The organism is Dactylosporangium sp. CA-052675 (assembly GCF_050947935.1).
Classification (GTDB): Bacteria; Actinomycetota; Actinomycetes; order Mycobacteriales; family Micromonosporaceae; genus Dactylosporangium.
Window position 1 is genome coordinate 8,241,641 of record NZ_CP192010.1, and the last position, 14,568, is coordinate 8,256,208.

Below are 14,568 nucleotides of genomic sequence, written 5' to 3' on the forward strand. Positions count from 1 at the left end.
GCCGCCGCGGCCTCCGCCATCACACCCAGACGACGCGCGGGTCCGCCCATCGGTTTACCGGGCTGATCACCTGGTTACCCTGAGCCTCGTGGATACGGAGCCGAAGTACACCGACGAAGAGTGGGGCCTGCTCGTCGGCCTCCCCCAGTCCGTCCTGATCGCCGCGTCCCAGGCCGAGCACGACGGGGCCCGGCGCACGCGCGAGGAGTGGGCGGCGGGCATGACCGCCATCGCCGACGGCCGCGGCTCGTCCAGCGAGCTCGTGAAGACCGTCGCCGCCGAGGTGGTCAGCCGCCAGGGCGACATCACCGACGGCGACGAGCCCCCGGTCATCGAGTTCCCCGACCGCGACGCGGGGCTGGCCGACGTGATCTCGCGGGCCCGCGCCGCCCACGAGCTGCTGGCGGCCAAGACCGCGCACGCCGACGCCGAGGCCTACCGCTACTGGGTGGTCACCGTCGCCGACGTGGTCGTGGGCGCGGCGAGCACCGGCGGCGTGCTGGGCATCGGCGGCGAGCAGGTCACCGCGGCCGAGCGCACCTTCCGCGACGAGCTGGCCGCGGCCCTCGAGGTCTGAGCCGCGCGGTGGGAGGCCGGGCCCTGTCCCGGGCGCCTCCCACCGCCCGCCGCGTCAGGACTTGGCGACGAGCCGCAGCGCCACCGCCGCGTCCAGGGCGGCCAGCGCGGCCGCGTAGCCCTTGTCCTCCGCCGAGTCGGCGAACCCGGCCCGGGCCCGCGCCTGCTCGTAGTTGTCGACCGTGAGCACCCCGTGCGCGACCGGCGTCGAGCAGTCCAGGGCGACCCGGGTGAGCCCGTCGGTCACGGACTGGCAGACGTACTCGAAGTGCGCCGTGTCCCCCCGGATGACCACGCCGAGCGCGACGACCGCGTCGAAGCGGTGCGCCAGCCCCTGCGCCAGCACGGGCAGCTCCACCGCGCCGTCGACCCGGGCGACCGTGATGTGGTCCACGTTGGAGGACTCCCCGGCCTCGATCGCCCGGTTCAGCATGTGGTCGACGAGCTCGCCGTGCCACCGCGTGGCCACGATGCCGAGCGTCAGTCCCGTGCCGTCCACCCGTTGCAGGACGGGTGCCCCACTCCCAGCCATTACGCAAGTCCCTCCGCGACCTCGTCGAGCTCGTCCAGCAGGTGCCCCATACGGTCCCGCTTGGTACGCAGGTAGCGCACGTTCTCGGGGTGCGGCCGGGTCGGCAGGGGCACACGACCCAGTACGGACAGACCGTACCCTTCCAGACCCGCCCGCTTCGCCGGATTGTTCGTGAGCAGCCGCATCGTCTTGATCCCGAGCTCCACCAGGATCTGCGCGCCGGTGCCGTACTCGCGCGCGTCGGCCGGCAGCCCCAGGTCCAGGTTGGCGTCGAGCGTGTCGCGGCCGAGGTCCTGCAGCTGGTACGCCTGCAGCTTGTGCATGAGCCCGATGCCCCGGCCCTCGTGCCCGCGCATGTAGAGCACGACGCCGCGCCCCTCCGCCGCGACCATCTTCATGGACGCCTCCAGCTGGGGGCCGCAGTCGCAGCGCACCGAGCTGAACACGTCGCCGGTCAGGCACTCGGAGTGCACCCGCACGAGCACGTCCTCGCCGTCGCCGAGGTCGCCGTAGACGAGGGCGATGTGCTCGCCGTTGCCGTACTTCTGGGTGTACCCGACCGCCCGGAACACCCCGTGCTCGGTCGGCAGCCGGGTCTCGGCGACCCGCTCGATCTGCTCCTCGGTGTGGCGGCGGTGGGCGATGAGGTCGGCGATGCTGATCAGCGCCAGGTCGTGCTCCTCGGCGAACTTGCGCAGGTCGGGCAGGCGCATCATGGTGCCGTCGTCGTTGACCATCTCGCACAGCACGCCGGCGGGGCGCAGCCCGGCCATGGTGGCCAGGTCCACGGCGGCCTCGGTGTGCCCGGCCCGGCGCAGCACGCCGCCGTCCTTGGCCCGCAGCGGCACGATGTGCCCGGGCCGGGACAGGTCGTGCGGCTGGGTGTCGGCCGAGGAGAGCAGCTTGATGGTGCGGGCGCGGTCGGCGGCGGAGATGCCGGTGGTGCCGCCGAAGCGGGCATCGACCGTCACGGTGTAGGCGGTGCCGCGGCGGTCCTGGTTGGTGCGGTACATCGGCGGGAGGTCGAGCCGGTCGGCCTCGGCCTCGGTGATCGGCACGCAGATGTAGCCGGACGTGTAGCGGACCATGAACGCGACCAGCTCCGGCGTGGCGAACTCGGCCGCGAAGATCAGGTCGCCCTCGTTCTCGCGGTCCTCGTCGTCGACGACGATCACCGGGCGCCCGGCCGCGATGTCCTTGACCGCCCGCTCGATCGGGTCGAGGCCCGTGCCAGGGTCGCTCATGACTGCGCGGCCTTCCCGAGCAGCTTCTCCACGTACTTCGCCATGATGTCGACCTCCAGGTTGACCCGCTCGCCGACGCCCTTGGCGCCGAGCGTGGTGAGCTTGAGCGTGGTCGGGATCAGCCCGACCGAGAACGTGTCGTCCGTGACGGCCATGACGGTCAGCGAGATCCCGTCGACGGTGATGGAGCCCTTCTCCACCACGTAGCGCCCGAGCCCCTCGGGCAGCGCGAACGTCACCGTCTCCCACTGGTCGCCGGCCTCGCGCGACAGGATCTGCCCGACCCCGTCGACGTGGCCCTGCACGATGTGGCCGCCGAGGCGGGTGGCGACGGTCGCGGCGCGCTCGAGGTTCACGGCGGAGCCCGGCCGCAGCGCGCCGAGGGTCGAGCGCCGCAGCGACTCCCCCATCACGTCGGCGGTGAACACGCCGTCGGCGTTGTCCACGACCGTCAGACAGACCCCGTTGACCGAGATCGAGTCGCCGTGGGCGGCGTCGGAGGTGACGGTCGCCCCGCGGATCGCCAGCCGGGCGGAATCCCCCAGCTCGTCGATCGCCACGACCGTCCCGAGCTCTTCGATGATGCCGGTGAACACTGCTCACGCACCTTTCACTGTTGCCGTCAGGCGCACGTCCGGCCCGATCCTGGCAAGGTCGACAACGTCGAGCGTCAAAGCCTCGGCGATGCTGGAGATTCCCGCGAAGCCCAGGGCCGCGGGGCCGGCCCCGAGCAGCTTGGGCGCGAGGTAGGCGACGACCCGGTCCACGAGGCCGGCCGCCAGGAACGCGCCCGCGAGCGTCGGGCCGCCCTCGAGCAGCGCCACCCGCACCCCCCGCGCGTACAGCTCGCGCAGCATGGCCGGGAGGTCACCGCCCCGGGTCACCCAGGTGGCGGCGGCGCGGTCCATGACCCGGAAGCCGCCGCGCTCGAGCTCGGCGCCGCGCTCGCCCGTGACCACCACCCGCAGCGGCTGGCGCTCGGCGAGCACACCCTGGGGCGAGCGCACCGTGAGCTGGGGATCGTCGGCCAGCACGGTGCCGATGCCGGCGATGATGGCGTCGACCCCGGCCCGCAGCCGGTGCACGTCGGCCCGGGCGTCCGGGGACGTGATCCACTTGCTCGTCCCGTCGGCGGCGGCGGAGCGGCCGTCGAGCGTGGCCGCGAACTTCCAGATCACGTAAGGAGTGCCGCGGGTCACGGCGGTGAGCCAGCCCTCCATGGCGTCGTGGGCGGGCTCGTGCAGTACCGAACCCACTTCCACGGCGACCCCGGCGGCCCGCAGCGTCTCGGCCCCGCCCGCCGCCACCGGGTTGGGGTCGGCGACCCCGACCACGACCCGGGCGACCCCGGCCGCGACGAGCGCGCGCGAGCACGGCCCGGTCCGGCCGGTGTGGTCGCAGGGTTCGAGGGTGACGTAGGCGGTGGCGCCGCGGGCTCGCCCGCCCGCCGCCAGCAGCGCCCTGACCTCGGCGTGCGGGCCGCCGGCGGGGGCCGTCCGCCCCTCGCCCACGATCTGCCCGTCCGGCGCGACGAGCACGCAGCCGACGTTCGGGTTGGGGCTGGTCTCGCCGAGGCTCAGGCGCGCCAGCTCGATGGCGCGTCGCATGAACGTCTCGTCGTCTGCCATGGCCCTCTCCCGCGTGGTCAGTGATCACACGCGGGGGGACGCCGATGACACCCCGGAGAAAAGCTGCGCCGGGGAGCGCGCGGCGACCCTCCGGAACCGCCCACAGGGGGCGACACCGGATCCCGCGCGCTGAACTCCCATCCGGACTATGACCGTCGGCCCTGGACTCACACCAGGTCCACCGGCCGATGGCTTCGACCGGGTCGCGGGCTCCCGCTCCCGTTCAGGGGCGGTTACCGCCGGTTCGGAATTGCACCGAGCCCCGCCAGCGCGTGGTGGGTACGTACCCTGAGTTTGACACAGAACCCCCGGTCCTTACCGGCCGAGTTCGGGGATATGCGTCACAACTTGATCGCCTCAGCTCAGGTCGACGGCGCTGCGGCGGTCGATGGCCACGTAGTTGCCGTTGTGCTTCTTGGCCACCTTCTTCATCTCGGTGGCGATGGCGATGACCTCGCGCGGATCCGTGAACTTCCCGCTCTCGGGCGTCGCGACCGCCACCCCGATCGACAGTGTGACGAGGTTCGGGTGCTGCACCTCGCCGGTGCGGGAGACCACCTCGATGTAGCCGCGCTCGGCGTCCACCGGGTCGTACAGCGTGTCGGAGGCGGCCTGGAACGCCAGGATCGCGTTCGTGGTCAGGTCCTTGAGCTGCTCCGGGGTGCAGACGATGAGGAAGTCGTCGCCGCCGATGTGGCCCAGGAACGCCGGCGGCAGCCCGACGTCGACCACGGCCCGGTGCAGCGCGCGGGCGAGGGCGATGATGAACTCGTCGCCGCGCTGGAAGCCGTAGACGTCGTTGACCGGCTTGAACCGGTCGATGTCCACGTGCGAGACGGCGAAGTCGGTGCCGGCCCGGGCCCGGTCGGTGATCTCGCGCAGGATGCGGGTGTTGCCGGGCAGGCCGGTCAGCGGCGAGACCTCCCGGTTCTCCTGGTTGCGCCGCAGCGTCGAGCGCACCCGGGCGACCAGCTCCATGGTGTCGAACGGCTTGACGAGGTAGTCGTCGGCGCCGGCCTGCAGCCCGATCACCTTGTCGGCGGTCTGCCCGCGCGCGGTCAGCAGGATCACCGGCATCGAGGCGGTCATCGGGTCGGCCCGCAGCCGCCGGGTCAGCTCGAGCCCGTCCAGCTGCGGCATCATCCAGTCGACCACGGCCAGCGCGGGCTTGTGCTCCTGGATCATGTTGAGCGCGGTGGCCCCGTCGTTGGCCATCATCACCTCGAACCCCTCGAGGTCGAGGTTCACCTTGATGAACCGGGCGATGTCGACGTCGTCGTCGACCACGAGGATCAGGTCGCGTTCGCCCACCTTTGTCCCGTCTGCTCGATTTAGGCGGCGGCGATGCCGCGCAGCTTGCGGACCGCCGCGGCCGGGTCCTGCGCTCCGTAGACGGCGGTTCCGGCCACGAACGTGTCGGCCCCCGCCTCCGCACACGCCGCGATCGTATCTTCGGCCACACCGCCGTCGACTTCAATGCGCAACTCGAGATGACCGGTGTCAATGTGGCGGCGAGCCGTGCGGACCTTGTCCAGCAGCTGCGGCAGGAACGCCTGGCCGCCGAAGCCGGCCTTGATGGTCATGATGAGCAGCAGGTCGAAGTGCGCCAGCAGCTCCAGGTAGCCCTCGACCGGGGTGTCCCGGTCGATCGCCAGCCCGGCCCGGCTGCCCGCCGAGCGCAGGTCCTTCGCGATCGCCACCGGGTCGGTGGCCGCCTCGGCGTGGAAGGTCACGTTGTACGCCCCGGCCTCGGCGTAGGCGCTCGCCCACCGCGCCGGGTCGGCGATCATGAGGTGGCAGTCGAACGGCAGCGTGGTCGCTTTGCGCAGGCTCTGCACCACGGGCAGCCCGATCGTGAGGTTGGGCACGAAGTGGTAGTCCATGACATCCACGTGCAGCCAGTCCGCGGCCCCTTCGACCGCCTGGGCCGCTTCGGCCAGGCGGGCGAAGTCCGCAGCGAGAATCGAGGGCGCGATCACCACGTTGTCCGACACAGGCGTGATGGTATCGGTGATCTCCCGGCGCGGCTGCGAGAATGGCCCCCATGGATGTTGCCGGGGATGTCGTCGAGGCGATCGTCAGCGACCACGTGCGGTTCGAACACCTCCTGCGCGTCCTGCGCACCCGTGACACCGACGCCGAGCTGGTGCGGGCCCGCCGGGTGAGCGCCCGCACGGAGCTCGCCGACCTGCTCGTCGCGCACGCCACGGCGGAGGAGTCGGCGGTGTACCCGAAGCTGCGTGAGCTCTCCGGCGGCGGCGCGCACGTCGAGCACGGCGCCGACGAGCACGCCGACGGGCACCGCAAGCTCCTCGCCCTGCTCGACGTCGCCGACGTGCTCGCGCCCGAGTTCGACCGGGCCGTGGGCAAGCTCGCCAACTCCCTCGCCCACCACGTCGACGAGGAGGAGCGGACGCTGCTCAACGACGCCCGCCTCCAGCTCGACGCCGCCACCCGCTCGGCCCTGGGGGCCGCCTGGCGGGCCGAGCGGGACCGGCTGATCGGGGCCGGCTGCGGGCACCGCGACGCGGTCGCCGCGCTCGTTCCCGACGCCCGGCCGCCCCACCAGCGCGGCTCGCAGGAGAGCCTAGGCGCGGCGTAGCAGGGCCACGAACATCGCGTCGGTGCCGTGGCGGTGCGGCCACAGCTGCACCGTCGGGCCGGTCCCCACCTCGGGCAGGGCCGGGGGCAGGTACGGCCGCGCGTCCACGAGCTCCATGTCGATCGACGAGCGCCGGGCCGCCTCCGTCACCGAGACCTCCGTCTCGGCCTGGTGCGGCGAGCAGGTGACGTACGCCACGACCCCGCCCGGCCGGACCGCCCGGAAGGCCGCCTGCAGCAGCTCCCGCTGCAGGCGGGTGAGCGGCGGCAGGTCCGACGGCTGCCGGCGCCACCGCGCCTCGGGCCGGCGGCGCAGCGCGCCCAGGCCCGTGCACGGAGCGTCGACGAGCACCCGGTCGAAGGCGCCCTCGGGCAGGTCCGGGTCCTTGCCGACGTCGCGGCCGTCCGCGTTGATGGTGTAGACCGGCAGCCTCTCGGTCGCCCGGGCCACGAGCGCCGCCCGGTGATGGGCGACCTCGACCGCGGTCACGTGCGCGTCCCGCTCGGCGGCGAGCGCGCCGAGCAGGCCCGCCTTGCCGCCCGGCCCGGCGCACAGGTCCAGCCAGCGCTCGTCCGGCCCGTCCACGGGCGCGTTCGCGAGCACGGCGGCCACGAGCTGGCTGCCCTCGTCCTGCACGTGGGCGCGGCCGTCGCGCACGGCCGCGATCCCGGCCGGGTCTCCCCCGCCGGCGAGCACGACCGTGTACGGCGAGTAGCGCCCGACCACCGCCCCGCGCAGCCCGCCCGCGAGGTCGGCCGCGGAGACCAGCCCCGGCCGGGCGCACAGGTGCACGGCCGGCGGCAGGTTGTCCGCGTCCAGCGCGAGCTCGGCCTCGTCGAGGGAGCCCAGGGCGTCGGCGAACGCGTTGACGATCCACGCCGGGTGGGCGTGCGTCAGCGCCGCCCGGGCGATCGGGTCCGCGGGCGCCAGGCGCTCGACCCAGGCCGCGCGGTCGGACTCGGCGACGCGGCGCAGCACCGCGTTGGCGAAGCCGGCCGCGCCCGGCACCAGCGAGCGCACGAGGTCCACGGTGGTCGCCACGGCCGCGTGGGCGCCGACGCGCATGTGCAGCAGCTGGTACGCCCCGATCCGCAGCGCGTCGCGCACCGGCGGGTCGATGCGCTCCATCGCCCGGTCGGCCGCGGCCGCCACGATCGCGTCGAGGGTCCCGGTCTGGCGCAGGGTGCCGTAGGTCAGCTCGGTCGCGAACGCCGCGTCCCGCCCGGACACCCCGTTCTCGCGCAGGATGCCGGGCAGCACCAGGTTGGCGTAGGCGTCGTCGCGGTGCACGGCGGCGACGGCCTCGTAGGCGGCCTCGCGGGCCGGGTCGATCGCGGGCCGGCCGCCGCGCGGGGGCCGGGCGAGCCGGTCGTCGCGCCCACCGGCCGGCCGCTGACCCGGGCCGCGCCGAGGAGCAGAGCGCATCAAGACACGAGCTCCCCGGATCCGACCCGGGCGCCGCGGGCCCACGCGTCGGCGGGCATCGCCTTCTTGCCGGGCGCGGTGACGGTGCCGAGCACCACGGGCACGGTGCCGGTGCCGACGAGCACGCGGTTGCGCTCGACGACCACCTCGCCCGGGCCGGGCGCGGCCGGGCCGCCGGCGATCACGGTCGCGGCCGTGAGCGGGGTCACCGGGCCGAGCTTGAGCCGGTCGCCGCGCAGCGTCGTCCACGCGCCCGGGGCCGGGGTGCAGGCCCGAATCCGCCGGTCGACCGCGAACGCCGGATCGGACCACCGCACCTGGGCGTCCTCCACGGTCAGCTTCGGAGCGTTCGAGATGCCTTCCTGCGGCTGCGGTACCGCCGACAGAGCCCCCGCCGCGATGCCGTCCAGCACCCGCACGAGCAGCTCGGCGCCGGATCCGGCCAGCCGCTCCAGCAGGTCGCCGGAGGTGTCCCGCGGGCCGACCGGCTCCGTGAGCGTGCCGTAGACCGGCCCGGTGTCCAGGCCCTCCTCCAGCTGGAAGACGCTCGCCCCGGTGACCTCGTCGCCGTGCAGGACCGCGTGCTGCACGGGCGCGGCGCCCCGCCAGGCGGGCAGCAGCGAGAAGTGCAGGTTCACCCAGCCGTGCTTCGGAATGTCGAGGGCACTGCGCGGGACGAGCGCGCCGTAGGCGACCACGGGCGCGCAGTCCGGCTCCAGGGCGCGCAGCCGGTCCTGGAACTCCGGGTCGCGCGGCTTGGCCGGGGTGAGCACGGGGATCCCGCGCTCGCTCGCCCAGGCGCTCACCGGGGACGGCACGAGCTGCCGCCCGCGTCCGGACGGCGCGTCCGGGCGTGTGACGACCGCCACGAGCTCGTGCTGCGACGCGGCGATGGCGTCGAGGGCGGGCAGCGCCACGGCCGGGGTGCCCGCGAAGATGAGCCTCACCGCAGCCTCACCGGATGCCGAACAGCCCGTGCGGGCTCGCCTTGACGACCGGCGGGGTGTCCGGGTTGTACCACTCCGCCGCCCGGATCTCCTTCATCGCCTGCTTGCGCCGCTCGGCGTCGAGCCGGTCGACGAACAGCACGCCGTCGAGGTGGTCGGTCTCGTGCTGGGCGCAGCGCGCCATCAGCCCGGTGCCGACGATCTGGATCGGGTCGCCGTGCTGGTTGAAGCCCTTGGCGATGACGTTCTGGCGCCGCTTGGTGTCGACATACACCCCGGGGATCGACAGGCAGCCCTCGGGCCCGTCCTGCTCCTCCTCGTCGGGGAACTCCAGCACCGGGTTGACCAGGTGCCCGACCACGTCGTCGACGTCGAAGGAGAACACCCGCAGCCCGACGCCGATCTGCGGGGCGGCCAGGCCGGTGCCGTTCTGCTGGTGCATCGTGTCCAGCAGGTCGCTCACCAGCTTGCGCAGCTCCTTGTCGAAGTCGGCGACCGGGTCGGCGGCAGTGCGCAGCACCGGGTCGCCGAACAGGCGGACGGACTGGACGGTCAAGCGGCACCTCATCTTGGAGTTCGGCGGAATTCAGCCGTCCAAGTCTAGGCTAGCTTGGATTCGTGTCCGACTCGCCTCGCGTCTCGCTGCGGTCACTCCTGCCGTACCTCCGTGATCACCGGGCCACCCTCGTCGTCGTCGGGGTCCTCTCCCTGCTCGGTTCCGTCACCACGCTCGCCCAGCCGCTGCTCACCCGGGAGGTGCTCGACGGGCTGCAGGCGTCGCGCACGGTGTGGGGCACGGTCGCCCTGCTCGTGGCGGTGCTCGCGGCGGTCGCGGTGCTCAACGCGGTCCGGGACTACCTGCTCCAGCGCACGGCCGAGGGGCTCGTGCTCAGCTCCCGCCGCCGGCTCACGCGGCACCTACTGCGGCTGCCGATCAGCGAGTACGACTCCCGCCGCACCGGCGACCTGCTCTCCCGCGTGGGCGCGGACACGACGCTGCTGCGGGCCGTGGTCACCTCGGGGCTGTTCGAGACCGTCACCGGCGCGGTGATGGTGGTCGGGGCGGCGGTCGCGATGCTGCTGCTCGACCCGATCCTGTTCCTCACCGCCGGGCTCGGCCTCGCGGTGGGCCTGTCGATCGCGCTGATCTTCTCCCGCCGGGTGCGGCCCGCCTCGGAGGCGGCGCAGGAGCGCATCGGCGAGATGACCAGCGCCGTGGAGCGCGCGCTCTCGGCCGCGCGCACGATCCGGGCCAGCAACGCCGAGGACCGGGAGATCGCGGCCGTCGAGTCCAGCGCCGAGGAGGCGTACCGCGCCGGGGTCCGCATCGCCCGCCTGCAGGCGCTCGTCGGCCCGGCGAGCATCGCGGCCATCCAGGGCTCGTTCCTGCTCCTGCTCGGCGTCGGGGGCGCGCGGGTCGCCGCGGGCTCGATCTCCGTCGGGGATCTGGTGGCGTTCGTGCTGTACCTGTTCTTCCTGGTCATGCCGCTGGGGCAGGCGATGCACGCGTACACCCAGCTGCAGACCGGCCTCGGCGCGCTGCAGCGCATGCAGGACATCCTCGCCGTGCCCCTGGAGCCCGACGCGGGCACCGCGAGCCCGGGCCCCGCCCCGGCCGCGGTCGTCTTCGAGCACGTCACGTTCGGCTACGCCGCGGCGCCCGAGCCGGTGCTGCGGGACGTGTCGTTCACCGTGCCGTTCGGCACCCGCACCGCCCTCGTCGGCCCCTCCGGCGCCGGCAAGTCGACGCTGCTGCAGCTCGTCGAGCGCTTCTACGACGTCACCGGCGGCGCGGTCCGGGTGGCCGGGGCCGACGTGCGCGACCTGCCGCGCAGGGCGTTGCGCGCCCACCTCGGGTACGTCGAGCAGGAGGCCCCGGTGCTGGCCGGCACCCTGCGCGAGAACCTGCGCCTGACCGTGCCGGAGGCGACCGACGCCCAGATGCTCGAGGTCCTCGCGGCGGTCAACCTCACCGACATCGTCGGGCGCACCGCGCACGGCCTGGACGCCCAGGTCGGCGAGGGCGGCGTGCTGCTGTCCGGCGGCGAGCGGCAGCGGCTGGCCATCGCCCGTACCCTGCTCGCCGCGCCCCCGATCCTGCTGCTGGACGAGCCGACCTCGAACCTCGACGCGCGCAACGAGGTCGCCCTGCGCGAGGCGATCGACACCGTCGCGCGCGACCGCACCATGATCGTCGTGGCCCACCGGCTGTCCACCGTGGTCGACGCGGACCAGATCGTGGTGCTGGAGGCGGGCCGGGTCGCCGCCGTCGGCCGGCACGAGGAGCTGCTGGAGATCAGCCCGCTGTACCGCGAGCTGGCCACGAACCAGCTCCTGGTGGCATGACCGCCGCGGCCTGGGTCGTCGCCGGCCCGCCGGGCGCCGGCAAGTCGACGGTCGCGGCCCTGCTGCTGCGCCTGCTCTCCCCCACGCCGGCCCTGCTGGACAAGGACACCCTCTACGGCGACTTCGTGGCCGCGACCCTGCAGGCGGCGGGCCGGCCCGAGGGCGAGCGCGAGGGCCCGTGGTACGACGCGAACATCAAGATCCATGAGTACGCGGGCCTCGCCGCAACCGCGCGGGAGATCCGCTCGCACGGCTGTCCGGTCCTGCTCTCGGCGCCGTTCACGGGGCAGATCTCGGACGCGGCCCGCTGGCGGGCGTTCACCGCGGCGCTGGGCGGCGATCCGGTGACGCTGGTGTGGGTGCGCTCCGATCCGCAGACGTTGCGGGAGCGGCTGGTCGCGCGGGGGTCGCATCGGGACGGGCAGAAGCTGGCTCGGTGGGCGGAGTTCCTGGCGGCCATTCCGCCGGATCGGGCGCCTGTGGTGCCGCATGTGGAGGTGGACAACCGGGCTGGAGCTCCGCCGTTGCTGGAGGCGGTGTCGTCGGTGTTGGGGCGATAAGTCGGGCGCTCCGCACCACGACTTATCGGATTTATCCCCCGTCAGGCGACATGTCCGGAGCGCGGCTTGCGGACCGATTTCGTCGCGCGAAATGTTGCAAAAGGTGGGTGCTCCGTCGACGCCGGCCGGTGCGGCGACGACGGTTCGAAGGCCCGCCCGGTGACGCCGATGCCGGGAGATGGTCGGGGGTACGAGTCGGGCGGTGGGCTCGTGCGGACAGTGGCGCTGGTGCCGGAAGTCGCGGGGGCCGAAAGGCCATATGAGCCGGTGCAGGGCCTGTGCGGCCAAGCAGTCCGAGCGGCCTGGGCGGGCGGAGCGAGCCGAGCCGGGCCACGCCGGCGGAACGGGCCGAGCCAGGCAGGCAGGCAGGCGGAGCGAGCCGAGGCGGACCGAGGCGAAGCGAGCCGAGGCGGACCGAGCGGGCTAACCCAGTCCGAGCGGCCGAACGGACCGGGTCGAGCCGAGCGCTGGGTGGGTCGGCGCGGGCGGAAGGCGGCTCACAGCAGGTCGAGCGGGTCGACCTGGATGCGGACCGGGTCGGCGGCCTTGCGTACCGAGCGCGCCCCCGCCGCCGCCCGCAACGCCAGCGCCAGTGCCTTCCCCGCCGACCGCGCGGTCCGCACCAGCATCCGCTCCTGCCCCTCCGCGGCCGGCACCGGCCCGAGCACCTCCGCGCCCGGCGGCAGCTCGGCCAGCGACAGCAGCTCCGCGACCGCGGCCGGCGGCCCGGTCAGCGCCGCGATCCGCGCCGCCGGGGGGAAGCCGAGCTCGCGCCGGTCGGCGAGCTCGCGGGCCGCGAGCCAGGCCGGGTCGAAGCGCAGCAGCGCCTGCACGGCCGCCAGCCCGCCGTCGGCGACCACCACCACCGGCGCGCCCGGCCGGGCCAGGGCCGCCGCCGCGAACCAGCGCCGCAGCGCCTCCTCGGTGCCGCGCAGGTCGGCGCGGGTGAGGAAGGCCCAGGCGTCGAGGAGGAGCACGGCGCCGTAGCCGCCCTCGGCGAGCGGCTCGGCGCCCGGAGTGGCCACGACGAGGGTGGACTCGTGCGGCACCACGGTCAGGATCTCGTCGCGGCCCGAGGTGCGCACGATCGTGCCGGGGAAGGCCCGGGCGAGCTCCTCGGCCGTACGGCGGGCGCCCACGACCGCGGCGCGCAGCCGGCGGCCGCCGCACTCGGGGCAGGCGTGGCCCGCGGCGGGGCGGCCGCACCAGCGGCACACGGGAACCCCGTCGGCGGCGGGGAGCGCGAGCGGGCCGGAGCAGTGGGTGCAGCGGGCCGGGGTGTAGCAGTCGGCGCAGGCGACGGCGGGCAGGTACCCGCGGCGGGGCACCTGGATGAGCACGGGCCGGCCGCCGGCCAGGGCCTCGCGGGCGGCGCGCCAGGCGATCGTGGGCAGGCGGGCCGCCTGGGCCTGGGGGTCGCGGGAGCGTTCGTGCTCCCCGACGGTCAGCACGCGCGGCATGGCCCGGCGCAGTTCGTCGCGGGCGGCGCCGACCTCGATCGCCCAGCCGGTCTCGACGAGCTGTTGTGCTTCAGCGGTACGTCCGAAGCCCCCCACGATCGCCGCGCACCGCTCCTGCTCGGCGCGGGCGAGCAGGACCTGGCGGGCGTGCGGGTACGGGGCGCGCTGCTCGGCGTGCAGATCGTCCCCGTCGTCCCAGATGGCGACGAGGCCGAGGTCGTGCACCGGGGCGAAGGCGGCCGCGCGGGTGCCGATGACGATGCGGGCGGTGCCGCGGGCGACGGCGAGAAAGCGGCGGTACCGTTCGGCCGGCCCGATCGCGGCCGACAGCGCCACGTGGTGACCCGGGCCGCCGAGGACCCGCAGCAGGGCCGCGTCGAGGCGGTCGAGGTCCCGGGCGTCGGCCACCACGACGAGCGCGCCCCGGCCGGCGGCGAGACTGCTCGCGGCGGCCTCGGCGAGGCGGGACGGCCAGTCCTCGCCGGGCAGCGCCGTCCACACCGCCCGGGGCGCCCGGTCGTCGGCGAGCGCCCGCAGCAGCGCGGCGCCGGCCGTGTACCGCGCCCAGCCCGCCCCGAACGCCCCGCCGGCCGGACGGACCGCGGGGGACGAACCGCCGGCATCTGGAGCCGAAGGCGACGAGGTGGTGCCTGGAGCCGAAGGCGACGAGGTGGTGCCTGGAGCCGAAGGCGACGAAGCAGGGCCGGGAAACGAAGGCGACGAGGCGGGGCTGGGTGAGAGGGCACCGGCCGGGAGGGCGAAGGGTTCGGGCGCGGGGGCCGGCTCGGCCGCCTCGGCCCTCGCGTGGCGGGGCGGGATCGCGAGGCGCAGCACGTCGGAGAGGGTGCCCGCGTACCGGTCGGCGACCTCCCGGGCCAGCCGCGCGACGGCCGGCGTGAGCACGACCTCGGGCGAGACGACCTTCTCCAGGTACGACAGCCGCCCCTCGTGCTCGCTCGACGCGGCTCGTTCGAGCACGAACCCGTCGACGAGCTGGCCGGCGAAGCGCACCTTCACGCGCGTGCCCGGGCGGGCGGCCGCGGCGGCGTCGGCCGGCACCAGGTAGTCGAAGGGGCGGTCGAGGTGGGGCAGCGGGCTGTCCACGCACACGCGGGCGATCGGCGAATCGTCGGCCGCGCGTTTCGGCGGGGCCGCCTTGCGCGCGGCGCGCGCCTTCCCGCCGGCGTTTCCGGCAATGCGCTCGGCGGCCGCGCGCGGCTTCAGTTCCGACTCGGGGAACAACGCCGG

General features: G+C 74.6%; 14 protein-coding genes and 1 riboswitch. Of the genes, 4 read left to right on the forward strand and 10 right to left on the reverse strand.

What is annotated here, in order from left to right; translation table 11 throughout:
• Nucleotides 1–88: 88 nt before the first annotated feature.
• Entirely contained in the window at nucleotides 89–577 is a 489-nt protein-coding gene (locus ACQP1P_RS36545; RefSeq protein WP_433078164.1) for a hypothetical protein, read from the forward strand.
• A 54-nt stretch (nucleotides 578–631) separates the two neighbouring features.
• Here the strand turns inward: ACQP1P_RS36545 and ribH are convergent, their stop codons facing one another.
• The 6 genes from ribH to rpe all read right to left on the reverse strand — a co-directional run bounded on the left by ribH (nucleotide 632) and on the right by rpe (nucleotide 5,974).
• Nucleotides 632–1,108, reverse strand: coding sequence for a 6,7-dimethyl-8-ribityllumazine synthase (ribH, locus tag ACQP1P_RS36550; RefSeq protein WP_433078166.1), 477 nt, complete (start codon nucleotides 1,106–1,108; stop codon nucleotides 632–634).
• A complete protein-coding gene (locus ACQP1P_RS36555) occupies nucleotides 1,108–2,352 on the reverse strand; it encodes a bifunctional 3,4-dihydroxy-2-butanone-4-phosphate synthase/GTP cyclohydrolase II (protein WP_433078168.1) in 1,245 nt (414 codons plus the stop codon). The genes ribH and ACQP1P_RS36555 overlap by 1 nt, the downstream gene beginning before the upstream one ends.
• Nucleotides 2,349–2,948, reverse strand: a complete 600-nt coding sequence (locus tag ACQP1P_RS36560; protein ID WP_433078169.1) for a riboflavin synthase — start codon at nucleotides 2,946–2,948, stop codon at nucleotides 2,349–2,351. Before ACQP1P_RS36560 ends, ACQP1P_RS36555 begins: the two co-directional genes overlap by 4 nt.
• 3 nt (nucleotides 2,949–2,951) lie before the next feature.
• Nucleotides 2,952–3,980 (reverse strand): bifunctional diaminohydroxyphosphoribosylaminopyrimidine deaminase/5-amino-6-(5-phosphoribosylamino)uracil reductase RibD, encoded by a 1,029-nt coding sequence (gene ribD, locus ACQP1P_RS36565; RefSeq protein ID WP_433078171.1) that lies wholly within the window; start codon nucleotides 3,978–3,980, stop codon nucleotides 2,952–2,954.
• Between the two features lie 124 nt (nucleotides 3,981–4,104).
• Nucleotides 4,105–4,254: riboswitch (FMN riboswitch) on the reverse strand.
• A gap of 83 nt (nucleotides 4,255–4,337) precedes the next feature.
• Entirely contained in the window at nucleotides 4,338–5,291 is a 954-nt protein-coding gene (locus ACQP1P_RS36570; protein ID WP_433078172.1) for a GGDEF domain-containing response regulator, read from the reverse strand.
• A 20-nt stretch (nucleotides 5,292–5,311) separates the two neighbouring features.
• On the reverse strand, nucleotides 5,312–5,974 hold the full coding sequence (gene rpe, locus ACQP1P_RS36575; RefSeq protein WP_433078174.1) for a ribulose-phosphate 3-epimerase: 663 nt from the start codon (nucleotides 5,972–5,974) through the stop codon (nucleotides 5,312–5,314).
• 50 nt (nucleotides 5,975–6,024) lie between these two features.
• On the opposite strand from rpe, the gene ACQP1P_RS36580 reads away from it, so the two are divergent.
• Nucleotides 6,025–6,582: a hemerythrin domain-containing protein gene (locus ACQP1P_RS36580; protein ID WP_433078176.1), complete on the forward strand. Its 558-nt coding sequence runs from the start codon at nucleotides 6,025–6,027 to the stop codon at nucleotides 6,580–6,582.
• Here the strand turns inward: ACQP1P_RS36580 and ACQP1P_RS36585 are convergent.
• Genes ACQP1P_RS36585 through def form a run of 3 tightly spaced genes read right to left on the reverse strand, consistent with a single transcriptional unit; the run spans nucleotide 6,568 to nucleotide 9,510 of the window.
• Nucleotides 6,568–8,007, reverse strand: a complete 1,440-nt coding sequence (locus ACQP1P_RS36585) for an RsmB/NOP family class I SAM-dependent RNA methyltransferase (RefSeq protein WP_433078178.1) — start codon at nucleotides 8,005–8,007, stop codon at nucleotides 6,568–6,570. The genes ACQP1P_RS36580 and ACQP1P_RS36585 overlap by 15 nt on opposite strands.
• Nucleotides 8,007–8,954, reverse strand: coding sequence for a methionyl-tRNA formyltransferase (gene fmt / locus ACQP1P_RS36590; RefSeq protein ID WP_433078180.1), 948 nt, complete (start codon nucleotides 8,952–8,954; stop codon nucleotides 8,007–8,009). Before fmt ends, ACQP1P_RS36585 begins: the two co-directional genes overlap by 1 nt.
• Before the next feature lie 7 nt (nucleotides 8,955–8,961).
• Complete coding sequence (gene def, locus ACQP1P_RS36595) at nucleotides 8,962–9,510, reverse strand: peptide deformylase (protein WP_433078182.1); 549 nt, start codon at nucleotides 9,508–9,510, stop codon at nucleotides 8,962–8,964.
• 62 nt (nucleotides 9,511–9,572) lie between these two features.
• Here def and ACQP1P_RS36600 point away from each other — a divergent pair, with 62 nt between their 5' ends.
• Both ACQP1P_RS36600 and ACQP1P_RS36605 read left to right on the forward strand, forming a co-directional pair.
• Nucleotides 9,573–11,300: an ABC transporter ATP-binding protein gene (locus ACQP1P_RS36600; protein WP_433078184.1), complete on the forward strand. Its 1,728-nt coding sequence runs from the start codon at nucleotides 9,573–9,575 to the stop codon at nucleotides 11,298–11,300.
• A complete protein-coding gene (locus ACQP1P_RS36605) occupies nucleotides 11,297–11,860 on the forward strand; it encodes an AAA family ATPase (protein ID WP_433078186.1) in 564 nt (187 codons plus the stop codon). The genes ACQP1P_RS36600 and ACQP1P_RS36605 overlap by 4 nt, the downstream gene beginning before the upstream one ends.
• Before the next feature lie 497 nt (nucleotides 11,861–12,357).
• Here ACQP1P_RS36605 and ACQP1P_RS36610 read toward each other — a convergent pair whose 3' ends face one another.
• Nucleotides 12,358–14,424, reverse strand: coding sequence for a primosomal protein N' (locus ACQP1P_RS36610; protein WP_433090245.1), 2,067 nt, complete (start codon nucleotides 14,422–14,424; stop codon nucleotides 12,358–12,360).
• Nucleotides 14,425–14,568: the final 144 nt, after the last annotated feature.

Excerpts from the sequence above, each read along its gene's own strand:
- ribH (WP_433078166.1), bottom strand. The coding sequence starts at position 1,108 with ATGGCTGGGAGTGGGGCACCCGTCCTGCAACGGGTGGACGGCACGGGA.
- ACQP1P_RS36555 (WP_433078168.1), bottom strand. The coding sequence starts at position 2,352 with ATGAGCGACCCTGGCACGGGCCTCGACCCGATCGAGCGGGCGGTCAAG.
- ribD (WP_433078171.1), bottom strand. The coding sequence starts at position 3,980 with ATGGCAGACGACGAGACGTTCATGCGACGCGCCATCGAGCTGGCGCGC.
- ACQP1P_RS36580 (WP_433078176.1), top strand. The coding sequence starts at position 6,025 with ATGGATGTTGCCGGGGATGTCGTCGAGGCGATCGTCAGCGACCACGTG.
- ACQP1P_RS36585 (WP_433078178.1), bottom strand. The coding sequence starts at position 8,007 with ATGCGCTCTGCTCCTCGGCGCGGCCCGGGTCAGCGGCCGGCCGGTGGG.
- ACQP1P_RS36605 (WP_433078186.1), top strand. The coding sequence starts at position 11,297 with ATGACCGCCGCGGCCTGGGTCGTCGCCGGCCCGCCGGGCGCCGGCAAG.